At 66.4% G+C, this 23,056-nt stretch carries 21 protein-coding genes; 11 read left to right on the forward strand and 10 right to left on the reverse strand.

Annotation, left to right across the window (positions count from 1 at the left end; all coding sequences use genetic code 11):
• From ACYU98_RS06800 to ACYU98_RS06810, 3 genes are read left to right on the forward strand one after another with little or no spacing between them, the layout of a single operon-like run.
• Positions 1-1,752, forward strand: coding sequence for a type IV secretory system conjugative DNA transfer family protein (locus ACYU98_RS06800; protein ID WP_460467447.1), 1,752 nt, complete (start codon positions 1-3; stop codon positions 1,750-1,752).
• A complete protein-coding gene (locus ACYU98_RS06805; RefSeq protein ID WP_460467448.1) occupies positions 1,730-2,839 on the forward strand; it encodes a DUF4913 domain-containing protein in 1,110 nt (369 codons plus the stop codon). The genes ACYU98_RS06800 and ACYU98_RS06805 overlap by 23 nt, the downstream gene beginning before the upstream one ends.
• The gene (locus ACYU98_RS06810) at positions 2,836-5,670 is read left to right on the forward strand and encodes a toprim domain-containing protein (protein WP_460467449.1); all 2,835 of its coding nucleotides are present in this window, start codon (positions 2,836-2,838) and stop codon (positions 5,668-5,670) included. The genes ACYU98_RS06805 and ACYU98_RS06810 overlap by 4 nt, the downstream gene beginning before the upstream one ends.
• Positions 5,671-5,766: 96 nt before the next feature.
• On the opposite strand, the gene ACYU98_RS06815 is transcribed toward ACYU98_RS06810, so the two are convergent.
• Positions 5,767-7,440: a relaxase/mobilization nuclease domain-containing protein gene (locus ACYU98_RS06815; RefSeq protein WP_460467450.1), complete on the reverse strand. Its 1,674-nt coding sequence runs from the start codon at positions 7,438-7,440 to the stop codon at positions 5,767-5,769.
• The gene (locus ACYU98_RS06820; RefSeq protein ID WP_460467451.1) at positions 7,437-7,838 is read right to left on the reverse strand and encodes a hypothetical protein; all 402 of its coding nucleotides are present in this window, start codon (positions 7,836-7,838) and stop codon (positions 7,437-7,439) included. The genes ACYU98_RS06815 and ACYU98_RS06820 overlap by 4 nt, the downstream gene beginning before the upstream one ends.
• A 509-nt stretch (positions 7,839-8,347) precedes the next feature.
• Between ACYU98_RS06820 and ACYU98_RS06825 the strand changes: the two genes are divergently transcribed.
• On the forward strand, positions 8,348-8,881 hold the full coding sequence (locus tag ACYU98_RS06825; RefSeq protein WP_460467452.1) for an NUDIX domain-containing protein: 534 nt from the start codon (positions 8,348-8,350) through the stop codon (positions 8,879-8,881).
• A gap of 47 nt (positions 8,882-8,928) precedes the next feature.
• Here the strand turns inward: ACYU98_RS06825 and ACYU98_RS06830 are convergent, their stop codons facing one another.
• Complete coding sequence (locus ACYU98_RS06830) at positions 8,929-9,549, reverse strand: NUDIX hydrolase (RefSeq protein WP_460467453.1); 621 nt, start codon at positions 9,547-9,549, stop codon at positions 8,929-8,931.
• Positions 9,550-9,626: 77 nt separating this feature from the next.
• On the opposite strand from ACYU98_RS06830, the gene ACYU98_RS06835 reads away from it, so the two are divergent.
• Complete coding sequence (locus ACYU98_RS06835; RefSeq protein WP_460467454.1) at positions 9,627-10,412, forward strand: nucleoside phosphorylase; 786 nt, start codon at positions 9,627-9,629, stop codon at positions 10,410-10,412.
• A 258-nt stretch (positions 10,413-10,670) separates the two neighbouring features.
• On the opposite strand, the gene ACYU98_RS06840 is transcribed toward ACYU98_RS06835, so the two are convergent.
• Positions 10,671-11,021 carry a hypothetical protein gene (locus tag ACYU98_RS06840; RefSeq protein WP_460467455.1) on the reverse strand — a complete coding sequence of 117 codons (351 nt, stop codon included), beginning with the start codon at positions 11,019-11,021 and terminating at the stop codon, positions 10,671-10,673.
• Positions 11,022-11,706: 685 nt separating this feature from the next.
• Between ACYU98_RS06840 and ACYU98_RS06845 the strand changes: the two genes are divergently transcribed.
• Together ACYU98_RS06845 and ACYU98_RS06850 are read left to right on the forward strand one after the other, a co-directional pair.
• Positions 11,707-12,789, forward strand: a complete 1,083-nt coding sequence (locus ACYU98_RS06845; protein WP_460467456.1) for a DUF5677 domain-containing protein — start codon at positions 11,707-11,709, stop codon at positions 12,787-12,789.
• Between the two features lie 47 nt (positions 12,790-12,836).
• Positions 12,837-13,325 (forward strand): hypothetical protein, encoded by a 489-nt coding sequence (locus ACYU98_RS06850; protein WP_460467457.1) that lies wholly within the window; start codon positions 12,837-12,839, stop codon positions 13,323-13,325.
• Between the two features lie 27 nt (positions 13,326-13,352).
• Here ACYU98_RS06850 and ACYU98_RS06855 read toward each other — a convergent pair whose 3' ends face one another.
• From ACYU98_RS06855 to ACYU98_RS06865, 3 genes are all read right to left on the reverse strand, one after another.
• A complete protein-coding gene (locus ACYU98_RS06855) occupies positions 13,353-13,889 on the reverse strand; it encodes a hypothetical protein (protein ID WP_460467458.1) in 537 nt (178 codons plus the stop codon).
• A gap of 622 nt (positions 13,890-14,511) precedes the next feature.
• Positions 14,512-15,141, reverse strand: a complete 630-nt coding sequence (locus ACYU98_RS06860) for a recombinase family protein (protein ID WP_460467459.1) — start codon at positions 15,139-15,141, stop codon at positions 14,512-14,514.
• 203 nt (positions 15,142-15,344) lie between these two features.
• Positions 15,345-15,800 (reverse strand): hypothetical protein, encoded by a 456-nt coding sequence (locus tag ACYU98_RS06865; protein ID WP_460467460.1) that lies wholly within the window; start codon positions 15,798-15,800, stop codon positions 15,345-15,347.
• A gap of 730 nt (positions 15,801-16,530) precedes the next feature.
• Between ACYU98_RS06865 and ACYU98_RS06870 the strand changes: the two genes are divergently transcribed.
• On the forward strand, positions 16,531-16,962 hold the full coding sequence (locus ACYU98_RS06870) for a nucleotidyltransferase domain-containing protein (RefSeq protein ID WP_460467477.1): 432 nt from the start codon (positions 16,531-16,533) through the stop codon (positions 16,960-16,962).
• A 120-nt stretch (positions 16,963-17,082) separates the two neighbouring features.
• Here ACYU98_RS06870 and ACYU98_RS06875 read toward each other — a convergent pair whose 3' ends face one another.
• Entirely contained in the window at positions 17,083-17,793 is a 711-nt protein-coding gene (locus ACYU98_RS06875) for an alpha/beta fold hydrolase (protein WP_460467461.1), read from the reverse strand.
• A 384-nt stretch (positions 17,794-18,177) separates the two neighbouring features.
• Here ACYU98_RS06875 and ACYU98_RS06880 point away from each other — a divergent pair, with 384 nt between their 5' ends.
• Positions 18,178-18,801 (forward strand): ArsR/SmtB family transcription factor, encoded by a 624-nt coding sequence (locus ACYU98_RS06880; protein WP_460467462.1) that lies wholly within the window; start codon positions 18,178-18,180, stop codon positions 18,799-18,801.
• Positions 18,798-20,084: an MFS transporter gene (locus ACYU98_RS06885; RefSeq protein ID WP_460467463.1), complete on the forward strand. Its 1,287-nt coding sequence runs from the start codon at positions 18,798-18,800 to the stop codon at positions 20,082-20,084. The genes ACYU98_RS06880 and ACYU98_RS06885 overlap by 4 nt, the downstream gene beginning before the upstream one ends.
• 99 nt (positions 20,085-20,183) lie before the next feature.
• Here ACYU98_RS06885 and ACYU98_RS06890 read toward each other — a convergent pair whose 3' ends face one another.
• Together ACYU98_RS06890 and ACYU98_RS06895 are read right to left on the reverse strand one after the other, a co-directional pair.
• Positions 20,184-20,813: a hypothetical protein gene (locus ACYU98_RS06890; protein WP_460467464.1), complete on the reverse strand. Its 630-nt coding sequence runs from the start codon at positions 20,811-20,813 to the stop codon at positions 20,184-20,186.
• A gap of 107 nt (positions 20,814-20,920) precedes the next feature.
• Positions 20,921-21,733, reverse strand: coding sequence for an abortive infection family protein (locus ACYU98_RS06895; protein ID WP_460467465.1), 813 nt, complete (start codon positions 21,731-21,733; stop codon positions 20,921-20,923).
• Positions 21,734-21,823: 90 nt separating this feature from the next.
• On the opposite strand from ACYU98_RS06895, the gene ACYU98_RS06900 reads away from it, so the two are divergent.
• Positions 21,824-22,915 carry a site-specific integrase gene (locus ACYU98_RS06900; RefSeq protein ID WP_460467466.1) on the forward strand — a complete coding sequence of 364 codons (1,092 nt, stop codon included), beginning with the start codon at positions 21,824-21,826 and terminating at the stop codon, positions 22,913-22,915.
• The last annotated feature ends 141 nt before the right edge of the window (positions 22,916-23,056 follow it).

Consider the following 23,056-nt stretch of genomic DNA (forward strand, 5'->3'; position numbering starts at 1 on the left):
ATGGGTGATCTTCGACCGAACAAGCAGTCCTCGCCGGCCGGCGGGGACGTCGCGTTGGCGATCGGTGTGTTCGTGCTGCTGCTGGTGCTGCTGGGCGTGGCCGGCGCGGCGTACCTGTCAGCTCACCTGGCGGGCCTGGGGCGGGGCGGGTTCGCGGCCTGGGTCCGGGGTGAGTCCGGGCCGCGCTGGTCGACCAAGGCCAGCATCATCCTGGCCGTACTGGTGGCCCTCGCCGCGACCGTGCTGGTCCCGGCCGTCCGGTGGGTCACCCGTCTGCGCCGGGGTCGGGTCTGGACCGACCGATTGGCCCGGTCGATGTCGTCGACGCGGGACCTGGCCGAGCTCAACCAGGACGCGGTCGCCGCCGACACCCAGCGCCTAGGCGCAACTGGTGCCGGGACCGGAGTGCGACTGGGGCAGGCGGTCACCACCCGGCAGTGGCTGTGGTCGACGTACGAGTGGTGCCAGGTGTGGATCATGGGCCCCCGCGCGGGTAAGACCCGCTCGGTGGCCATCCCGCAGGTCATCGAGCACGGCGGCCCGGTGCTGTCCACGTCGAACAAGCGTGACGTGCACGACGGGACCCGCGGACCGCGCTCGGAGGTCGGGCAGTGCTGGGTGAACGACCCCCAGCAGATCGCCGGCCAGGAGCCGTCCTGGTGGTGGAACCCGCTGTCGTTCGTGACGAACGCCGAGCGCGCCGAGCAACTGGTCGGCATCTTCGCGTCCGCGCGCACCTCCGAGGACACCGCCGGCATCGACCCCTACTTCGAACCCGAAGGCCGCAACCTGTTGGCGAACCTGCTGATCGCCGCTGCGGTCGCCGGGGAGCCGGTCACCCGGCTTCCCGACTGGCTCACCGGCCGCAAGGTGCGCCCGGGCGTCCCCGATCCCGAACAGATCCTGCGCACCCACGGCTACCCGCAGATGGCCAAAGACATCACCGACAACCTGGCCTTGGATGACGGACAACGCGACGGCCTGTACGGCACTGCGCGCTCGTTCATCCGGTTCTTGCGCGATCCGCGGTACACCCCGTGGATTGCCCCGGCCGGCGAAGGTGATGACCGGCCACGGTTCGACCCCGAGGCGTTCGTGCGCTCCAGCGACACCCTGTACCTGTTGTCGAAAGAGGGCCCGGGCAGCGCCCGGGCCATCACCGGCGCCCTGGTCGCCGCGGTGTACGCGGCAGGGGAGCAGCTGGCCGAACGGTCCGGTGGGCGTGTGCCGTGCCCGGTGCTGTTCAGCCTGGACGAGGCCGCGAACATCTGCCGGTGGCCCGAGCTGCCCAGCCTCTACTCCCACGCCGGCTCCAAGGGCCTGATCCTGGTCACGATCCTGCAGTCCAAACCGCAGGGCGAGCGGGCGTGGGGCAAGGGCGGCTTCGGCGAGATGTGTTCGGCCGCGAACATCATGGTCGTCGGTCGTGGCGTCAACGACGAGCAGCACCTCTCGGAGCTGTCCCGGATGGTCGGTGACCGGCAGATCCGGGACCGCTCTCTGTCGACCGGATCCAAGGGCCACCGCTCGACCAGCACCCAGCTACGCGACGAACGGATCCTGTCCGAGGCGGACCTGCGCGCGATGCCCCGCGGCCGCGCGGTCCTGTTCACCTCCGGCGCCCGACCCATTCTCCTGGCGAACGTCGACTACTCCACGCACGACTGGGCGTGGAAGGTCGGCGCCTCCAACGACACGTACGGCCCCCACCACACCGAGGAGGACAGTGATGAGCAACCGATCACGGCGTAGCCGACTGCAGGTGGTACCCGGCTCCGACGCCGGCACAGAGCAGGACACGACGCCGCCCACCCAGGCGGCGGAGCCGGTCGATCCGGGCGACCCGGTCGAGCAGGCTGCCCGGGCGGTCACCACCGCCCAGGCCAGGCTGGCCGACGCCCGCGGGGTGGCGGCGGTCGCCGCCGCCCGTTTGGAGGAAGCGGTCGAGGCAGCACCGAAGGTTCATCCGGTGCTGGCGGCCGCGCGAGAGCAGCTGCGCCTGGACCAGGCCGCGGCTGGCGACACGGCCGCGAAGGTCGCGCACGCGCAACGGTCCCTGCAGGACTGCGAAGGGGCAGTCCTGGAAGCCAATGCCCGCCTGGAGGACGCCGAGACCGACCCGAACACGTCCAAGGGGTCGCTGGTCGCCGCGCAGGTCCGGGCGGCGAAGGCTGCCCGTGCCGAGGCCGGCGCGCACGAGGCGCTGATCGCCGCGCAGCAGGACGCGGAGCACGCCGACGCCACGGTGGGCGCCAGTGAGCAGCGGGTGCAGGCCGCGCTGGAGCGTCCGGTGGGGGAGCACTCCAGTGTCATCGCGGCCCGGGAGAAGCTGGCGACCGCGCAGCGCGCCGTCGACGCCGCCACGCAGGCGCTGGAGACCGAGACGGCGCACCACGCCGCCCAGGTCGCCGCCCGGGACTCCGGGGAAGGCGCTGGCGCGCCTGTGCACCCGGTGTTCGCCTCGGTCGACACGTTCGTCGAGCGGTACGTGATCCCCAACTACTGCCACGAGCTGAGCCGGAACACCGCCTGGTGTGCGCAGTGGTGGCGTCACGCCGAAGCGGTTGCCCGGTTGGAGGCGCTGTGGGAGGCGTTCGAGGCCATGCGCCGTGAACCGGCGCCGAGCTTGTCGACGTGGATCCGAGATCACTTCGACCACCACATGCGGGCGCTGACCGCCACCGATGGCGTGTTCGCCCAGTGCTCGACGAACCCCGCGGACGGACTGATCCACACCCCGGATCGGGAGTGGCCGATCGCGCGGGCACCCCAGGAGCAGTTCCATCGCGACCGGGCCGCCCGGGTCCAGCCGCTGCGTGATGAGGAGGTCACGGCATGAGCCACATGCACGAGGAAATGGAGATGGGCCGCGAGCTGGACCAGGTGCTGCGCACCGGGATCATGGGTCTGGCGCAGATCATCGAAGCGTTCCAACGACAGTCGGCTCGACGCGATCGGAGCGCGACGCAGGACGTCACCCGCGCACTCGAGCAGTTGCAACGGCGGCCGCAGGAGGACCCGGGGCCCATCGAGAAGGGTCAGGAGGTCGCCACCGCGCAGCGGTGGATCTCCGCAGCCCGCGAAGCCGCGGAGAACCCCACCAACCATGAGGCGGTCACGTCTGCGGCGATCGCGGCCGAGCAGTTGAGGCGGCGCGGGACTGACCCCGTCGCACAACTGACGGACCTGCTGGTCGACCGGGCAGCCGACCGATCCGACTCGATGGGCCGGCGCGACGCGCACACTGACGTGTATCCGGCGACCTACGAGCCGGCGGCGAACCGTGACCAGGTGCCCTTGGCGGTGCTGCTGCCCGCCGGCGATGACAACCCGCACCGAGGCATCGATCCGTTCGCCGCCAGGACGATCCCGGAGCATGAGCACCGAGTCCGCGCCTGGAGCGTTGCCGCCAGGGAGTTCCAGGTGTCGCAGGTCGCTGGACGGTTCGCCGATCTGCCCCAGTCTGAGCAGGAGCAGCTGGTGTGGGCCGCGTACGACGGCGAGGAGGCTCGCATCGTGCGGGTGCGGGACGACCCGGACGTCGACCTGACACAGCTGCCGGCGGGTTCGATCACGCTGCCCAAGGATCCTGACAATCCGAGCGTTGCACTTGGACCGGAAGGAACCTACGCACTCACCGAGAAACACGGCTACCTGCGCGTCGGCGGACCCGACGGTGCGGGCCGCGACGAGGGCACCCACACCCAACAGATGGTGATCGCGGCCGGGAACGCCAACCCCGATCGGGGCATGGCGCCGTCGAAGGCGCGAACACCAGAGGAGGCGCAGCACCGTCGGCAGGCGTGGGCCGCCGCTCGCGCCACGCACGGTGAGGGCCTGGACCCCGCGGCCGCGGACAAGGCGTGGACGGCTCTGCCGCAGCGGGAGCAGTGGGACCGGTTCTGGAAGGAGTACGACACCGAGGACGTGCGGACCGTGACCACCACCGGGCACGGCGCAGACCTGCCCGTCGACGAGGCGGCCGCGAAGCGGGCCGGCGCGGACAACAACTCGACGACGCAGAAGCCGGTGAGCAGCGTCGCCGCGGAGCGGGGGATGGCCCCGTCGAAAGCACCGACAGCTGAGGAAGCAGAGCATCGCCGCCTGGCGTGGGCGGCTGCCCAGCAGGAGTTCGCTACGACCCTTCCTGAGGGCACCAGCCGCGCCGACGCCAGGAAGGCCTGGGATGGGCTGGATTGGCAGGACAAGGGGCTGCTGTATTGGAAGGCCTACGACGAACCGGGCACCCAACTGGCCGCACCGGCGGCCGGCAACGTAGCGCCGGCGATCACCCGGGATCGGGTCCTTGAGCTCAACGAGCAGGCTGCGCAGTGGTTCACCGCGAACGCCGGCCCAGGCAGCCAGGGTCGGGAGTACCTGGAGAGCCGTCTGGGCGTCGGGCTCGTCGAAGAGGGCCGGTGGCAGGTCGGGTACGCCCCGCCGGGGTGGACGAACCTGACTGGTGAGCTGCGCCGCGGCGGGGCCTCGAACGAGGAGATCGTCGCGGCCGGGCTGGGGGTTCGCTCCAGCCGCGGCAACGTGATCGACGCGTTCCGCGACCGAGCCATGATCGGGATTCGGGACGAGGCCGGCGCCACTGTCGGGTTCGTCGGCCGGGATCTGTCTGGTGACCCCCGTGCCCCGAAGTACACCAACACCACGGCTACGCCTGCCTTCAGCAAGGGGCACCACCTGCTGGGTTTGCACGAGGCACCCGCCGGTGCGGATCTCGTCCGCGTGGAAGGGCCGTTCGACGCGATCGCCGTGACGCAGGCCGGGGAAGGGCGAGTGGCTGGCGTGGCGGCGCTCGGCACAGTACTGACCGACCATCAGGCGCAACTGTTGGTCGACCATGTCGGGCAGCGCAACGTCCTGCTGGGTCTGGACAACGACGCTGGCGGCCGTAGCGCAACCGAGGAGGACTACTGGAGGCTCAACGACCGCGGCGTCGCGCCGCGGCTGCTCGTGCTGCCTCCCGGCCAGGACCCCGCACAGCTGTGGACGGAACAGCCGGACACGCTGCGGGCGCTGCTGGCCACCTCACCCGTCGCGCCGTCCGCGGCGCTGGTCGTGGTCGAGCGCACTGTGGAAGAGCTGCAGGACGGTCTCCGCGAAGGCCGCCCGGAAGCCCGTGAAGAACTCGCGGCGGCTCAGGACCAGCTGGCCGCCACGGTTCCCGATGTCGACCGCGACCAGGTGCGCGCGTATGGGCAGCAGCTGGTCGACCAGCTGCGTGATCAAACCGATGACGCACGCCTCGACGCCGGCGCGTTCGACAACCGCGAGCTCGAGGCCGACTCGGACACAGACCGCGACCAGGAGTCACCGGCACAGACCGACCGCGACCAGGACCGGGCGCAGGATGCACACGCCCAGGCCAGGAACTCAGACGCGGCCGTCGACCGCTTCACCGCCGCAGCGCAGGACGCGGCCGCCGCCACACAGGACACGCCGGGGCCACAACTCCCGGCGGCGTACGACCGAGCCACCGAGACCGCGATCGGTCAGGTCCCGGGAGAAGCCCAGAAGTCCCGGATCGTCAGCTCCTACGGCTACACACGCTCGACGAGCTCCATGCTCACCGACGCCGCCGGAACGGGGACGGCGCACCAGGCGAAGAAGGCCACGGCACCCCAGAGTCCGAGTCGTAACCGGAACCGCACCAAGTAGCACCGCCGCACCCAGGCGAGCGATGAGCCGCCGGTTACCGCTCTGCGGGGCCGGCGGCTCATCGCCTGCTTGGGGATGGGCGGCGCGAGTCCAGCGTCAACGTCGCCGACCAGGCGTGCGTGCGGTGTCCTGGTCGGTCTGTGGCACGGCGTCTGGGCGTGCTCTGACCGTGGAGCTGCGGTCCAGCGTCGGCGATGGGGCACCGTAGCCACGGACCGCCTGAACGCGTTGCAGCTCCGGGTCGAGGGCGGTAGCGGTGAGCCTGTGGGTCTCCTCGAGGAGACCCACGACGTTGGCGTACGTCTGCCGGGCGGCGGCGAGCTGTCCCCGTGCTTCCTGGGCGGCGTGGATGGCGCGCGCGGTGCGGTTCAGCTGCCGCATGACCGCCAGCCACCCGCGATGCTGGTCGGGTGACGAGGCGCGCAGCGCGAGTTGAATGTGCCGGGCAGCGAGTTCACCTCGGGAGGGCCCGGGTGTCCACGGCGCGCGTTGTGCTGGTGCGCGGCAGGACTGTCGTGACATCTCTCGCGCGGAGATTGTGAAGTCCTCGCCGGCGGGCCCGGGGGTTCCTGCGCCCATCAGGGACAGTGCGCCGGCGGTCGTACGCGTGGCGTCGTCCCAGCGGGCCGTGTCCCCGGCCGGCGTCCGCTCGAGCTCGTCGTTCAGGTGCTCCAAGTGTTGGGCCGCGTCCGCGAGCTCCAGGTCGACGTCGGCGGGGCGCTGCGTCACCGGCGCAGCTGCGCGGGTGTCGCCCCACCGCTCGACGGCCGCCGCCAACGTTTCCGGAGTTTCGCTGGCCTCCCAACCGGGGCGTAGCTTGCCGAGCGTGAGGTCGGGGGCCAGTGAGGTTGCGGAGAAGAACCGGCCCTCACCTAACCGCACCTTGTAGCCGGTAACCGGGCCGCCGCCTGCTTCCCGGCGAGCAACTTCCAACTGGATGTCCGGGTGGCCGGCCCGCACGTTGTCGATCCACTCGGCCTCGGTTGAGGACACCGCGGCAGCGCCCCGGACGACCTGCTGCAGCATCACCCGGTCGGGGATCTCGTGGCCGCGTTCGGCGGCGAGGTCTTTCGCTCGGTGGTGCTCGGCTTTGTGGAACGCCGGCAGTGATGCACCTGCGCCGCGTTCGCGCAGCGGCAGCACGAAGTCGCGGTCCTGCTCGATCTGCTCTCGCACCTTGTTCGCTGCGGCGTAGTCGTGGAAGTCCAGGTCGGCGCGGCGACCGTCCTGGCGGATCAGGTTCACGGCGATGTGTAGGTGATCGTTGCCGCCGGTCGACAGCCCGTGGTGCACCGCGACCCACCGGCACCCGTTCTCGTCCTCGGGCCCATTGGTCAGCTTCATGCCCTGCACGACGTCGTGAGCGATCGTCTCCCACTGGTCATCGGTCCAGGCCTCGCCGGGAGGCAGCGAGACGATCAGGTGGTAGACGTGCTCGGCGTCAAAATCGGTCAGCCCGTTGCCGCCGGCGTCGCCTGCGCCGGGTCGCACAGAGTCGCGCGGCACGCCGCCGTGGGCCGCACCGACCAGGGCCAGCTCTGGGGTGACCCGCGCGCGCCACGAGGCCTCTACGACCCGGCCGAGGTTGTGCGCCGCGTCCCGGTCCAGCGCGCCTGAGTAGGCCATCGTCAGCCCCGGTGACGAGGCGATCATCCGCTGGTTCGTGTGCTCGTCGCTCTTGCCCGGTCCGTACAAGTAACCGATCAGGCCGGGCATGTCACGACCACGCTCACCGACGTGAATCACCATCGTCGACGGGGCGCCAGTCACAGCCGGCCCTCGTAGAACCCATCGCTCGGCAGATCGTTCATCAGCGCACTTAGCCGGTCTGCCTGTTGCCGCAGAAAGCCGTACGCGGCGAGCAGCCGGTCCTCTTCAACGTCGCCGGTCGAGTTGGCGACCTTGGCGACCTGGTTGATGTTGGACGCTGCGTTCGCCATCAGTCGCTGGATCACCAGCAACTCGGCGTAAATCTGCGACAGCTTTGCAGCGGCGACGACGTCGCCGGCATGCAACGACTGCTCGTAGAGACGAGGAACACTCACTCCCTGCGCGCGAGCAATGGACTGCACACGCGCCCACTCCTCATCGCTGTGTTTGATGACGGTCCGGTGCGGCCGGCGGCCGTCCGTGCGACGTCGTCGAAACATCCCATCGCGCTCGGTCACGCGCGTCCACCTCCCGCCTGTTCCCTGTCTGTTCCGTACGGATTGCGCGCGTCGTTTCCAGCGCAATCCCTATCCCTAGGGTGCCCCGGGTTCGATCAGGGCGCAAGCCCCGAACCCACTTAGGGGCACCCTAGGCATTAGCTTGCTGCCGCCGGGACTCCCGGCGGGAGTCCCGGAATAGCACTCGTCCCAGTGGGCGAACACACGGCGTGCCTGGAGGAGGTTCTTCCTTGGGGCTGCCCCGGTTGTCGAGATGCAGGGAAGATGAGCAGAATCGACGGTTTGCTCATCTTCGACCGTTTTCGGGTCCGCTTGCCGTCGCTATGAGGGTGGGGACGAGCGTCGAAATCAGATGAGGATGATTCTCACCACGTCTGGCGCCCAGCATTCATGCAGGTCAGGGCGTCACGGGGTGATTGGACGCTGGTTATGTCAACCTACTTTCGGGTAGATCCTGTGAACGATTTCGCGTGGGACGGGTTGCGCGGTTGTAGCTTCGGGCCACGACGATGGCGCTAGCGGGATTCGAGGAGCTCTTCGCGAGCACCTACGTTGGCTACGCGAATGCGGACGTCGTCGGCAGCCTTGAACCCCCGCCGCCCGAACTGATCTACCGCGTGCATCTCGTGGCGACACCCGAGCCCGGGACCGTGACCGTCTGCAGTTCCGTCGAGGGATGGCGACTCTTGCCCGGTGGCCGCCTCGAACCGGGGGAGAGCTTGGAAACAGCCGCGACCCGGGAACTGTTCGAAGAGTCAGGCTGTGAACCGCTCGGTCGGGTAAGGGTTTTCTTCAGCCATGTGGCCCGTAGCCGTAGCGAGGTGCCGTACCGGCCGCACGTACCGCACCGGGTGATGTGGTGGGTGTTTGCGGTTGTGCCGACGCGTGTTGTCGGACCGCCTCCCGCCGACATAGAGGGCGCTGAACAGATCGTGTGCGTCCAACACCTGCCGGTTCCAGACGCCATCGAGTGGTTGAGCGACAGTGACGACCTCACCAGCGCCCAGGTGCTCCGGTTGGCCGCACAGCTGCAGTTGGTCTGAACCCCGCCCGGCCACGTACCTCCAGCGGTAACGCCGACCCCTCGGCCCTAGTCGATGGCTCGCTCAGCAGCCGGCGACGGCGGCGTGCCCATCTCCAGCGCCTCAATCGCGCGCATCAGATGGGGCTCCATGCGCTCACAGACCCCTGCATGAAGCTCACCGGTGTCCCACCAGCGCACCGCCTCGAACTCTCGGGGATCTGGATTGAGCTCTTGACCGCGATGCCCCTCGAGCGCGAACCACAAGCTGACGTCGGTATGACGTGAGGCGGGGTCTCCGACGGTTTCGGTGACCGTCAAGAAGAACGGCTTCGCCCCTGTCCGCGCGTCGAATCGTGCCTCGATGCCAAGCTCCTCCACGACTTCGCGGCGCACCGTCTCCAGTGGGTGTTCATCGGGCTCGACGTGTCCGCCCGTCGGCAACCACAGGCCCGACAGGCGGTGGTCACACAGCAGGACCGTGCTGGTCGCACGGTCGACAAGCAGAAAGTATGAGATCAGATGGGGGGAGGGGGTCGCGGGCTTCTCTCGCCGGTAAATGTCCCGAGTTGATTCCAGCCAGCGCAGGGCCGTCTCTTGATGAATGGCAGCCAGGCCATCCGTCGGCACGATGTCAGAGATGAGAGAGCGGATCTGTCGAACTGGATCGTGAGTCACGCGCTGGATCATGGCAGCCAGCGCTGACAAGCGACGATCGCTGCAACTTGATAGCGATCCTTTCTGGTGGGCTGGTTGACTCTCCGTCTATGGGACTAGACGAGCGACAGGTGATTCCGCTGTTGGAGTTCGACGCGACACGCCAGGCGTTCATCGAGCCGGGTGATGTTCGAGCTGCGACGGATGTGCCGGAGGCATGCGTCCTGTCGTGGTTCCACGACGGCATCGAGCGGGCGGTGGAGCGGTTGGGTGGACACCAAGTCGCTGAGAACCGTTGGGAGGACGGTCCGCACCCGCTCTTCGAGGTCGAGATCGAAGGCCGTCGGGTCGGGCTCGTGCCGATGCCCGTGTCCGGGTCGGCTGCGGGAAACCTAGTGGAGGAGTTGATCGCCCTCGGCTGTCGCTCGTTCGTCGCCTGCGGCGGCGCCGGATCCTTGCGACCGGACGTGACCCTCGGCCATCTGGTCGTTGTCACGTCCGCAATGCGCGACGAGGGCCTGTCGCACCACTACTTGCCCCCAGACCGGGCAGTGGATGCCGATCCCGTCGCGGTCGCTGTTCTTGAGGCGACGCTGACCGAGAACGAGGTGCCGTACGTAGCGGGGCGTACGTGGACCACGGATGCCTTCTTCCGCGAGACACCCGCCAAGATCGCCGCCCGTCGTGATGAGGGTTGCTTGACCGTAGACATGGAGGCAGCGTCCATCGCGGCGGTCGCGCGCTTTCGCGACGTGCGTCTCGCCCAATTGCTGTACGGAGGGGACGACCTCAGCGGGGCCACGTGGGACCATCGCAGCTGGCGAACTCAGCACGAGGTAAGGGACAACATGCTGACCCTCGCCATGGACGCTGCTGTGCGGCTTCAGGCGCGCTGACCCGCCCGCAGGGAAGGAGATGGGCCTACCCCGGCGAAGTTGGCGTCGAGAGTCATCCTCAGAGGATTTCGACATCCGGCTCAGACCCACACTCCGCGTCGGCCGGCTCCCAGGTCCGCGAGCATGCGTGAGTGTGGCGGAACGGAGTCGCAGCGGATGTCGACGATAGACCTGGAGTTGTCGGCTCTAAGAATGTGGGCGGTCGTCCTGACGGCTGGGCCGGGCGGTGCTGATCGAGCTCTCGGCTGGTGTCGTTCTTCAGTCGTGCACGGTAGTCCTTCGGACAAGGACAGGCGCAAGGTCGAGCGCGCTAGCCAGGAAGTCCCCTACTTTGTGAACCTCCTGCGGTGTGCAGTCGATCAGCAACTTGGCCTCCACATCGCGCTTGGATCCATCGGCGGTGAAGTACACGCCGACCAGCCCCTGGCCGACCGCCGATCCACGGAACAGATCGATGCCCTCGCCATCGGCCGCGGATGTGCCTGCCAAGAAGCCGTAATCGATGGGGTAGATCACGTCCGGGTACCTGGGGTGGGCCGTCCCCTTTGCTCTGTCGATGACGATCTCGCCCTCAATGAGGAAAGTGCCCAACGCCTCGAAGAAGCTCACAGCCCTATCCTCGATGACGTTCGGGGTGAACTTCCGAAACTAGGAAGAGAATGCGGCTTTGAAACGTAAGCGCCCTGCGATTCATGGCGGTGCACAGATCGTGCGGGCATTCGAGGGCAGCTCTGGGGCAAACTGACGAGCGTTGGCGAAGTGAGTCGACTTGGTCGAGTGCGCCGCGGACAGTCGCCAACTTCACTGCAACTCGACATTAGTATCTGTGCATGAGTGGGGTAACAGACAGGGCACGGGAACTCCTCAACAACAGGATCGACAGCGTTCGCGTTCTTGAAGAACAGGTCGCCCAAGCGAAGGAGATCCGCGAGCAACTGGCCGCTGCCGAGCGATCTGTGGCCGCGGCTTGGAGCTCTGCTACGGCAGCCGGGTGGACGCCGTCGGAGCTCAAGCGCTTGGGATTCACGCAGCCCGCGACGCGGCGTGGCGGAAGGACGAGAAAGTCAACCGCACCCGATCTACCGCCAGAGCACAGTCGGTCGTCTTAGTGGTCTCCGACGGCAGCTCTGCATTCGGCCCGACACGGGTTGGTCCTACAGCTGGCAGGGTCTCCGAGTCCGGCGTCGAGAGCCGGTTTGATGAGGTTCACGGAGAGGGACCTAAGCGACATCCTGAAACAAGGATCTCCGACCACACGTTCGAGGTGATGAATCGGGCGGTGCACGCTGCAGCGATGGCTCACGGACAGTGGGTGGGAGACCGAGGAGGTGCCTCGGCTTGCCTGGCGAGCTTCGCGTGCAACGACCTACGTTCACTGCTTGACCAGGTCGTTGAAGGTGACGGCCGCGCGGCTGCTCGAACCGCGCGCGCTCTTTTTGAACACGCCGTTCATGTGAAGTACATCGGGGACGATGCAATGCGCGCCGCCCGGTACCTCGACCACAGTGCGGTGCACCATCAGAAGTTGGCCAAGATCGATACCGGCGCGCACCTCAGCAAGGAAGCTCGAAAGCGAGAGGCAACCAAGCGGGATCGGTTGCGGGGACGGACTCTAGCGGCCTACGAAGCCGCAATCGGCAAGTGGAAGTCCGGTTTCGGCAGAGGATGGTCCGACAGAAGCCTCCGGGACATGGCCACTGTCGTGGGCTTGGAAGCTGACAATTACGACGCGTACGGGGTCCTGTCGGGAGCGACACACGGGAGCGTCGGGGGACTGGATGGCGCCATACGTGACATCGAGGGCAATCGAGTACACAGGTTCGGACCGGACCTCGAGCTGTCGAGTCTCGCCTTCCTCCTGGGGGTCCAGTGGTGGCGAGAGTTCGCGCGGAGCATGCCCAAGACCGAGGCGGCCCAACGAGCGGTCACGACAGCAGACGAGCTTCTGGACTGCTACGAGGAACTGCTGGGTGAAACCCGCCGGCTGGACAATGAATGGTGGCCGACCCGACCTCCCAACCGCCGGCAAGCCATTCTGGCGGTGTGGCCTAACGGCAAGACGCGCTGGTATCTCCTCGACCAGGTGGCCTCCACTATGCGGATCGCGCACCCGCCTGAAAACCAGCCGGATCTGGATTGGCTCGAGGGCCGCATCGCCGAAGCCCAGGAATACGCGGCCCGCCGAACGTATGCGGGCGCCCAGCAGGGGCGGCCACTCAGCCTGAGTGTTGCTGGCGTCGTCGTTAAACCGGACGAAAGCGTGAGGCGCGCAGTCTCAGCCTCGTCGCTCCTAGTGCCCGACGAGTTCAATCCCGACCCGTCATTCAAACCTCGCAAAGTCCGCAGCCTCGGCGACGGAGATCTGTACTGGCGCTAGCTCTGCCGTCACGACCCCAGGCGAACCATTCGTGCGAAGGTCTGGAGATGACGAACACAGAGGCCGATATCAAAGGTGAGCGAGGCGACCGCGTTGCACTGAAGTTCTCCGAAGCTTCGAAGCGGACCGGCATCGACGTCGACGTTCTGCGTCAACTAGCCCAGGACAGCGTGCTGCCCGGCGTCTATCGCTCAAGTCGTGGCCACGCATACATCTACGCAGATGCATTGCCGACCTTCCACGAACTGGTCGAGCTGCTGACCTCGCGTCGCGAGGCGGCCGTGGCCGCTGCGCAGTCCGCGCTCGACCGGGTAGACCAGGAACTGGAGGCTATCCGGGGAGACCTCGCCCTGGCGCTCGACGATCCTTTGCTGCCACTTGGGGATGACGTGGTCGCGGCTCAGACGATAGGCCGGGGTGACGAGAGCACGCTGCGCAGCGCCCTCATGAGATTCGACTTCGCGGTGTTCGACCTACGGCGTTACGACGAGGCGTGGAAGTCTGCGCAACGTGTCGCTCCGCGACACACCAACTGAGCCACGCTTAACGCCTGGTCCTCTTGCTCAGCGGCACTGGCCAATGTCTTGACCGTCGACGTTTACGTCAGCTGTTGCGGACCATTTGGCACCTTCCCCGAAGCCGTAGAGCGCTTCGGGATAGCTCAAAATGTATCGTCCAGGTTCGTTCGACACTTCCGTCGAATTCACGTCCGCGTCGAGGTTCGTCTGAGTGCCTGAGCCGAGATCGAACATGAACATCGTCGTTGGTTCGCCAGTCGTGTAGACCTTGCGGCCGAACTGGCGCTGCTCGCCATTGGGCCCGGTCACTGTGACTATGTACGAGACAAAATCCGCGCCGGCCGCCTGGCCGCTCCAGTCGACGATTAGCCCCGCACCGCTGTTCCTCACCGTGACAGCGTGGACGCGATTGCCCTCGGTCCCGGAGCATTGGAGATTGAAGGTCGCCTGCGCGGGTGTGCCCGTGCTCGCGGCAGACTCCTTCGAACCATCGTCACTATCCCCGCTTCCGCACCCCACAAGAACAAGCACAGCCACCACGGACATGGAGACGCCGAGACGACGCCCTTCCCCCTTGAACATGCGCTGAATGTAGCCCACGTGCGGGACGCGGTCCTCGTTTGCAGAACGGCTGGGACTGACGGGGGCACACCCGCTCGGCAGGGTCGAAAGTCAGCGTTTCGACGGCACTCGAGCTGCCCGCCGCTCACCCAAGGACACCCCGATCGCGGCCCGCAACTCGTCCGCCAAGCGCTCAGCGGTCCGCGCATTGCCGAGTAGCTCGGTGACCTGCACTGACTTACCGGATCGCAGCCCGATCCGTACGCCTACGAGACCAGCGAACGGGATTCGCTCGACGAAACCGTTGGCTCGCTAGTGACGGTGGCGACGGCCTGGCGGTCGATGCGGCGGTTCATAAGCCATCCGTGACGGACGATTTCGGTATCCGTCACGTGCACGCGAATAAACGGCCACCGCAGGACCAACTACAACGACAGCAGCGACAACGGCACCTTCCAGATCAGGTTTCCGACGGTCCTGTCGGTCCACACGGATGCTGCGGAACCGCACGCGCCTAGCAAGGCGATGGCAGGCAACGAACCGACGCCCTTCAAGTTCCGCATCCGCTGATCATCGTCTCTGCAGGGCGTCCTGTCAGTCGACCCCGGACTCCGGTGGACGCACCCGACACTGGCCGGCCGCCCTACGGGCACTCCTGGTACAACGGCAGGCTCGCGTCCTGGTCGACCACGGCCTCGAAGCGCGCCAGCGAAGCTATCTCCCCACGGATGACCCGGCCGACGACCGCGCGGGACAGACCCGTTGTCGAGGCGATGATTCCTTGCGGTTCGCCCGCAGCCGCCATCTGTTGAATGAGGGTGTACTGGTGCCTGTTCACTCTGGAGGGCCGGCCCAACTGTCGATCGCTCTTTCGTGCGGCCGCCAACGCTGCGCGGGTTCGTTCGGTGGTCATCTCCCGCTCGAACTGCGCGACAGCACCTACGACGTGGAACAGCAGTCGGCCTACCGGCGTCGTGGTGTCCAACGCCTCCGTGATCGAGCGAAACTCGACGGCACGGTCCCCCAGCTCATCAACAACGCGGATCAGGTGCGACAAGGACCGGCCGAGGCGGTCCAACTTCCACACCGTCAGTACATCGCCGGCCTCTAGCCGGCCCAGCAGCTCATCGAGGCCAGGTCTCGACTCCTTCGTGCCGGAGGCGTGGTCGACCACGATGTGCGCGCGGTCGACACCGGCCGCCAGCAGTGCGTCGAGCTGCAGCGCCGCGTCCTGGTCGACGGTGCTGACTCGCGCGTATCCCCATTGAGTCACCGAGTGACCGCCTTGCTGCTCGAAAGTGCCGAAACTGAGAGGTTTCGAGCATACGGGTCAGTGAGCAGGGTTTTCGAACACCATTCACGGCGTGTTTCCGGGCACCCGCGGGCCTGCTCGAAAACGATCGATTTGGGACGCGTAACCGGCGTTGTAGGGGTCACACAATTCCGAGCCGACCACCCCCTAGATCGGCACAGGGGTCAGGCATCCTCGGCCGCGGCATGAGCCGCCCGACGCTCACCCACGGAGATCCCGAGCGCCGTACGCAACTCGTCCGCCAGGTGCCCGGCGGTTCTCGCATTGCCGAGCAGTTCGGTCACTTGGACTGCCTCACCGGAAAGCAGCCTGATCCGCACGCATACGAGACCGGCGAACGGGATTCGCTCGACGAAGCGGGTCGGCTCGCTGGTGACCGAGGCGACGGCTTCACGGTCGATGCGTCGGTTCATGAGCCAGCCGTGACGGACGATTTCGTCATCCGTCAGCTGCACGCGGATGAACGGCCACCGAAGCACCAACCACAACGACAGCAGCAACAAAGGGGCCGTCCAGACCAAGTTCTCGGGGCTTCGATCGGTCCACATGGATGTCGTGCAGCTGCACGCGCCGAACAGGGCGATAGCAGGCAGCGAACCGAAGCCCTTCAAGTTCCGCATCCGTAGATCATCGCGCCAGTCAGGCGGGCCGTCAGCCAACCCGTGGACCCGACCCTGTGTGTCGCCGCTCGAAAACGATCGTCACCGCGCGGGGGCGGAGGCGATCAACTGGGAGCGAAACAGAGAGTTATGGGTGCGGACCGTGTTCCACCTCTTCTGAGGATCGCCGAGCGTGCAATGCCTTCCGCGCCACTAGGTTCGGGATCATGCGAGCAAGTTCCTGGCTGGGCGTTGCAGCGGTGTTGTTGATCTGCATGTCTGCTGTGGTGTCAAGCGTGTCGCACCGACGTGCATACAGCTTGGCTCTGATCATGTTGGCTGCCGCTTGCGCTGGGGCCGCAATCGGACGACACCTCAAAGACCGGTGAGTTCGTCCGTCCGGGCGGCTCAATATCGATCGGCTTGGGACATGAATCGCGAGTTGTAGGGATTCGACAAGTCTTGGTCACGCAGGACGGAACTGAGTGGTCATCGGGCGTGGCGCGAGGACCCGCGGCGTCGAATGACTCGGAAGCAGCTCAGGGCTGGCTCGTGCGGCCGGCGCCCTTCGTCGCCGCTAAATAGGCATTGAGGCGGAGCACGGTGGCGAACGATGATCGCGTGTCATCTTCGTTGCAGATCAACAGCGGGCCGTGCCAGCATTCGGCCGATGAGCCAGACCGTCATGTCGGAGTCCCAAGCTGCAGACCTACTGAGGCAATTGACGTTGAGGAGCATCCGCTACTGGGTCATGGGTGGCTGGGGAATCGATGCCCTAATAGGGCGCCAGACTCGGGCACACCACGACCTGGACTTGCTGGTCGCAGTCGACGACCTTCCCGCACTCCATGCCTGGCTCCGAGATCAAGGATTCGCTCGAGCGTACGAGTGGGAGGAGAACCAACCAGTCCAGGTCGGGGCCCGACCATGGGACACCGCGTTCGTCGAGCGTCACAGCGACGGCCGCGAGCTCGATGTCCATGCCGTCCACCCAAAGCGACCAACAGCGCTTCTAGCGACCACGGACCCCTGGGATTTGCCGCCGGACACCTTGAGCGGGACCGGCCGGATCGGAGGCCGTGACGTCCGCTGCGTCAGCCCGAGCGGTCAACACGCCATGCACGTGGGTTACGCGCTCCCCGACCGGCACCGAGCAGATCTGCGTGAGTTGGATGGCTGGTGAAGATCGCTGTGTCCGTCTCGACGCCTGCCATTTCCCGCGTGCCTCGATGGTGGCGACCAGCCGCAGTCCGACCTGCAGGCCGAGCGGAAGCTCTCTACGGCGCAGACGACCCTTGCTGCCTCAAAGGCGACCTAACGTCTCGTACGCCTGTGCGCAGACGTCGCGCCACCGTTCGGGATCTGTTGCCCAGAAATCGTGCACCGCGCCCTCGACGATCATCAGCTCGGCGCGGGGAACCAGAGCAGCTAGCTGAGCCAAGGGCCACGACGGGCGGATGTCTGCTCCTGCAGCAACAAACACCATCGGCACGCTGGTGTCCGCGAGGCGGCGCCACAGCAGCGGCTCGTGGATCCAGCTCTTGAAGTCGTCCCAGAGGGCCGCATGGACCGCTGGCACCCAATCAACAGCGATTGGCGTTTCTGCCGCCTTGCCGGCTTCGTAGGCGGCAGACCACTCTCGGTCCCGGTGCAGGCCGTGCCCAGCCAGACCGATAACCCCTTCCACCTGCTCGGGTCGATCCAGTGCGTACCGGACGGCCAGGTCCGAGCCCCAGGAGTGACCCAGCACCTGCCAGGACCTGATTCCGATGGAACGACGGATGCACTCCAGATCCGCGATTGCACGAGCCATGTTGTGGGGCCCACCACCGGAGGAGCCAACTCCCCGCGGGTCGGGAAACCACCACCTGAATCCGCCGGGGAAGAGTCGCTCGTCAGCGAGGTAGTGGACACAGCCGGGTCCTCCAGACAGCACCACGACATCTGGCCCCGATCCCGCGGAAACGACGTGGAGGCCAACTCCGTCGTCGGCCGTTATCACCATCGAGCTCATTGCCTCAGTGTGACGCGGCCAAACCAGAACAGTGCTGCCCTGGTCGCTGCGCAGCCTTGGGCCGAGCCTTCACAGGTCAGGCTGCTCGAAAGTCGAAGCAACCGTTTCGAATCTCCGTACAGGTGGTTTCGAACAGCCGGGAGCCGGTCGCCCCGCGCCCCGCGTGTCGCCGTTCGAAAGCGATCGTCACTGAGCAGGCCGCCTGCCGTGCGTCTGGCCTCTAAACCCTCGCCTACATCCGTGCAAGAACCCGGTGACGGGACCCTAGATGCACAGCATCTTCGTACTGTTGGCGTCGGCATCTGGGGTGTACCCATATTGCTCAGGCTCGTAGTTATACAAGAGCCGTTGTCGAACTGTCGTGCAGCAGAGACGATCGTGGACATGCCGAGAAAGTCATCGAGCGAGCGTCATGACGCGAGTAGGCCGCCCACCGCTGGAGTGGGTTTGATTGATGCGGTCATCGCCTTCCACCACCCCGTACGGCGCAAGCTGGTCGAACTCCTGAACGCTCACGGGCCGGCCCCAGTCGGAGTGTTGGCGAAGGAATGTGGGATCGCGGCCGGCTCGGCGAGTCATCACCTGGGAGTACTGCATCGGGCAGGTTGGGTGAGCCCGGCGCCTGAGTGTGGCCGTGACGCGCGGGAGTCGTGGTGGCGTCCATGTCGGACCGAATTGGCATGGAACTCCGGGTCCTACGCGCCTGGATCAGCCGGTCACGGGGTGTTGGAGTGGGCCGAACGGGAGGACGCCGGTCACGAATACCGGGCTGTGCTGGACTCGATCACCAACGGCGACCAGTTGCCGCCGCAGTGGCAGCACGCCACCGCCTCGGGAGCCTTCTTGTTGGCGACCACGGAGCAACTTGTGGACTTGACCGAGCGGTTAAATACTCTCGTCGAAGAGTGGTCCAACGAGGTACGCCAAGACCGTGACGCCCACCCCGACAGCGACCGACGCGCGGTGCGTGTCATCGCTCGAGCGTTCGTAACCCCAGACCGCGCATGAAATCGGATGCGGCCGCCCCTGGCGACCGGCTGCTGTATAACAGTGACTTTCGCGTGTTCCTGGCCGGAGAGACGGTCAGCGAGCTGGGCAGCACTGTCGGCTCGTTCGCGCTGCCGCTGGGGGTGCTCATCGCCACGAATTCGCCGATCGCCTCCGGAGTCGTCATGGCTGCCGCGATTGGGGGTTCGACACTGTGCTCCATGCTGGCGGGAGGGTGGACCGACGGGCACAGCCGGCGCACCATCATGGTCACGACAGCGATGCTGAGGTTCGCCTCGTGGACGATCATGGGTGCCTGCCTGCTCACGGTCGGCGCACCACTACCGGTCTTCGCTGTGCTGGCATTCGTCAATGGCGTCACCGCCGCACTGTTCGGCGCCGCCCAAGCCGGCGCCGTGCGCACCATCGTCGGCGGTGACAACTACTCCCGCGCGATCGTCACGGTCGATGGTCGCAACAACGCCGTCGATCTCATCGGTGCACCCTTGGGCGGGGCGATTCTCAGCGTTGGGACGGCCGTGCCGTTCGTGTGCAATGCCGTCAGCTTCCTGGCCTCGGCGGCCGCAGTCACCCGCGTGAGCGCCGACCTTGGCGCCCCGGCCGACGCGACGGGCACCCCGTTCTGGTCATCGGTTCGGCAGGGCTACGCCTACGTGTGGTCACGAGTGCCTTACCGGATCCTGATCCTCACCTCCGCGGTGACGAATTTCGCGGTGAATGCGTTCGTATTCGCGCTCGTGCTCGACTTGCAACGCGCTCATCGACCGACCTGGCAGATCGGGCTCCTCACCACGGCAACCGCGATCGCGAGCCTGATCGGCGCCACCCTGGCCGGGCGAGCTCTCGAGCGGATCACGATCGCCACCGCTGTGCGGTACAACATCCTGCTGCGCGTCGCGAGCTGTGCTGCGATCGCTGCAGCCAGCAGCACCACCGTCCCCATCTCCGCTGTGGTCGCGTTGCTCGCGTTGGGGACGCTTCTATCGCCGATGTCGAATGCGGCCGAACGCAGCTACATGGCACTGACCACACCCGATCACTACCAGGGTCGTACCGCCTCGTTCGAGCAATTCGTCGGCACCAGCCTGATTCCAGCCGCCCCCCTCGTGGCAGGAACTCTCCTGGCGTCGTTACCGACGAGCATCGCCCTCGCCGCACTCACCGGCCTCCTGGTTCCAGGAGCGCTCGTCCTCGCCGGCAGCCGCCACATCACACAACTGCCCAACGTCCACCAACTCACCAAAAGCCCGTCCGCCGCCGCCGGAAGCGCGCAGCACCCCTAGTCAATGGAGACGATGGCACTCAGACGAACTCGGCCATCGCTGCAGGTCAGCGCGTGCAGATGGGTGTACTTCAAAATGCATGCAGTTCAAATCAGTCGGTCACCTGCGGTTTGGCTCACCGATCTTCTTGGCAAGTGCCTTGACCGACTTGACACCATGCCCACGTGCCAGCATCGCGCCTTGTATGTGGGCAATCGGCAGACCGATTTCGGCGAGCAGCCGTTTTGCATCACGCTGGCCGGGTTTGTCGAACCATCCGTTGTTGCCAGCCCAATCGAGCTCGTCCAACAACTCGGTCGTCTCGGCGTCGAACGCCGCGGTCGCCTTGCCACTCTGGAGGTTGATCGCGCCAACCGCAGCGGCCCACCCGCGGAGCCATTCCAATGCCCAATCGACCACGACGATCGAGGACCCGTTCGCCATACGCCCACCAAGGTCCACCATGTCCATATTGGCGGCATACACCAGTACTGGACCAGCTATCAGCTTCGCGTGGGAGCGCAGCGTTCCTGACGACCGAGCTTTGTCGAACCCGCCTAACGCGTCATAGTCACGGCGTTGCGGCAAAATCACCCCGGCTTGGCGGCCCTCCGCCTTCTCTCGTTCCTTGATCCAGCGGATCGCTCGCCCGGTCGCCGTCCCCAGCGCTTCACTGTCTGGCTGCCCGAATGGCGCGAACGCGGCAGCAGCAAATCTCAGTTTCACAGCTCGAAAGTCTGCCAGGCTCATCCGTGACCCGGCGTCCCAAGGACTCCACGATGCAGTCGAGGCACACATTGACGTAACGTCAGGCACCGCCGTGGGCCGCAGCGCACGGGGGAGCCCCGGATAAGCGTTCAGCCGCGGCCCATCTGGCGGTCGTGAGCGGCCAGGAGCATCTCAGCCACCATGGTTGCCTGTCGGATCATGAAGCGTGCTGCGTCGACACTGACACCGGTAGGTAGTGTTCTTCCATGGCCGGTCCCATGGTCATTGCGGAGCTCGTTGATGGCGTCGATCACCGTCCGAACTGCTTGATACACCTTACGGATCTGCTTGCCGCCCTCGGTCGAGGCATCGACCTGCTTGGGCATGACGCCTAGTTGCTCCATGCTGAGGACCATCACCTCCGGGAAGTCAATCCGGCGGTCGGGCAGCCGGTTGCCCTCTTCAAGCACGAACTTACCCACTGATTCCAAGAGCTCCTTGGCCGTCCCCAGCAGTAGCGCGGCATCTTCGGTGTTCCGTCGCAGACGGTTCAGCTGGTCGTTGAGAGCATGCCTGTCACCAACTTCGAGATGGATCTCTCCCAGAGGCTCGAGGCGCCCCTCAGCGTTCAGTCCCCACCCTTGTTGCCGCAACGCACTACGGAGGGCGGATATCTCCATCTCCAGGTCAGGGTTGGTGAAGATCCCATTGACGCGGTACACGCTGAGGAGTTCCTCGAGAAGTCGTCGGCCCGCGGAAGAACGACGCCAGACCGCCCGCCCGGCTTCGGTGATCCGGTCGACCTTGTTCGGGTTCTCCATAGATCCCGGCACGTACGTCGTGAGGCCAGTGAGTCCGGCGGCCATGAATGCTGAAGTCAACGAGGAGTGCGACGGGCCTACCCCGCCCCTGACGAAGGCACAGAGCGCCGCCACCACTTCGCTGTTCACGGGGTTCTCCATGGGCGGAGAATAAAACCACCCACCGACAGCCCGGCATTATTACATGGGATAATGAACGGAATCCCGTGTGATAGGGCTTAGGGTGATGCCATGACGCCCGCTGTCGAGCAGTCACTGCACCAACCGGCCACCGACGACGTCGGAACTGTCGGCGCGCCCGCCGGCGCGCTGAGTGCGCCAGTTGAGGCCTCGACGGATGCGGTGCGGCTGCTGGACGATGTGCCGTTGACCGAGCAGGAAGCCGGGTACGTCGAAGCAGCCCGGGCCGCCAACACCCTGCGTGGCTACCGTTCGGACTGGACCGAGTTCGCCACTTGGTGCGCCCAGCACGGCCGCGACCCGCTGCCGGCGGCCGCCTCCACCATCACCGGGTACCTGTCCGACCTCGCCCAGGCCGGCGCGAAAGTCGGCACCATGAGCCGGCGCCTGTCGGCGCTGAAATTCGTCCATCAGTTACAGGACTTGCCCGACCCCACCCGCAACGCCCGAGTGGTGGCCGTCTGGGAAGGCATCCGCCGCACCCACGGCGCACCCCCCGACCAATCAGCACCCCTCATGCCCCCCGAACTGTTCGACGTCCTCGCCGCCTGCCCGGCCACCAAGGTTTGGAAAACCAAGGGGCGTGCCAGCGAGCCCGACCTCGCCGGGCACCGCGACAGGGCGCTGCTGCTTGTCGGGTTCGTCGGCGCCCTGCGCCGCAGCGAACTCGCTGCCCTCCAGGTCGAGCACGTCGACGAGCACCCCAACGGGCTCGTCCTGTCCCTGCCCCGGTCCAAGACCAACCAGCACGGCACCGAAGCCGAACTCGTGGTCCTCCCCCGCTCCGGCAACCCCGACCGGTGTCCCGTCACCGCACTGCGCACGTGGCTCGAACTCGCCCAGATCACCACCGGCCCCGTCTTCCAAGGAGTGACCAAGGGAAACAAGGCCACCGGCCGGCCACTGCACCCCGAGTCGATCAACACCCTCGTCCAGCACGCGATCGGCCGCGCCGGGATCGACCCGCTCCCCTACTCCGCGCACTCCCTGCGCGCGGGGTTCATCACCTACGCCCACCTGCGCGGAGCAACCGACCGCGCGATCGCCCACCAATCCCGACACCGGTCCCTGGCCACCCTCGGCGGCTACGTCCGGATCCACAACGCCTGGACCGACAACGCCGCGACCAGCCTCGGCCTCTGAATCACCCGAGCAACCCACCACGATCTGTAGATCTGGGGTGTACCCCAGATGCACGGGTGTGGGGTATCTGACCGATCAGCGCTATCAGTCATACAACACAGAAAAACATCTGTGCAGGTCTCATCGCATGATGCGCGCGAG

Source organism: Calidifontibacter terrae, from assembly GCF_054778835.1.

Coding starts and splice junctions, on each gene's coding strand:
- ACYU98_RS06835 (WP_460467454.1), top strand. CDS start 9,627: ATGGGACTAGACGAGCGACAGGTGATTCCGCTGTTGGAGTTCGACGCG.
- ACYU98_RS06800 (WP_460467447.1), top strand. CDS start 1: ATGGGTGATCTTCGACCGAACAAGCAGTCCTCGCCGGCCGGCGGGGAC.
- ACYU98_RS06810 (WP_460467449.1), top strand. CDS start 2,836: ATGAGCCACATGCACGAGGAAATGGAGATGGGCCGCGAGCTGGACCAG.
- ACYU98_RS06875 (WP_460467461.1), bottom strand. CDS start 17,793: ATGAGCTCGATGGTGATAACGGCCGACGACGGAGTTGGCCTCCACGTC.
- ACYU98_RS06805 (WP_460467448.1), top strand. CDS start 1,730: ATGAGCAACCGATCACGGCGTAGCCGACTGCAGGTGGTACCCGGCTCC.
- ACYU98_RS06845 (WP_460467456.1), top strand. CDS start 11,707: ATGGCTCACGGACAGTGGGTGGGAGACCGAGGAGGTGCCTCGGCTTGC.
- ACYU98_RS06825 (WP_460467452.1), top strand. CDS start 8,348: ATGGCGCTAGCGGGATTCGAGGAGCTCTTCGCGAGCACCTACGTTGGC.
- ACYU98_RS06865 (WP_460467460.1), bottom strand. CDS start 15,800: ATGCGGAACTTGAAGGGCTTCGGTTCGCTGCCTGCTATCGCCCTGTTC.
- ACYU98_RS06830 (WP_460467453.1), bottom strand. CDS start 9,549: ATGATCCAGCGCGTGACTCACGATCCAGTTCGACAGATCCGCTCTCTC.
- ACYU98_RS06895 (WP_460467465.1), bottom strand. CDS start 21,733: ATGGAGAACCCCGTGAACAGCGAAGTGGTGGCGGCGCTCTGTGCCTTC.
- ACYU98_RS06890 (WP_460467464.1), bottom strand. CDS start 20,813: ATGAGCCTGGCAGACTTTCGAGCTGTGAAACTGAGATTTGCTGCTGCC.
- ACYU98_RS06870 (WP_460467477.1), top strand. CDS start 16,531: ATGGGTGGCTGGGGAATCGATGCCCTAATAGGGCGCCAGACTCGGGCA.
- ACYU98_RS06855 (WP_460467458.1), bottom strand. CDS start 13,889: ATGTTCAAGGGGGAAGGGCGTCGTCTCGGCGTCTCCATGTCCGTGGTG.
- ACYU98_RS06880 (WP_460467462.1), top strand. CDS start 18,178: ATGCCGAGAAAGTCATCGAGCGAGCGTCATGACGCGAGTAGGCCGCCC.
- ACYU98_RS06900 (WP_460467466.1), top strand. CDS start 21,824: ATGACGCCCGCTGTCGAGCAGTCACTGCACCAACCGGCCACCGACGAC.
- ACYU98_RS06885 (WP_460467463.1), top strand. CDS start 18,798: ATGAAATCGGATGCGGCCGCCCCTGGCGACCGGCTGCTGTATAACAGT.
- ACYU98_RS06850 (WP_460467457.1), top strand. CDS start 12,837: ATGACGAACACAGAGGCCGATATCAAAGGTGAGCGAGGCGACCGCGTT.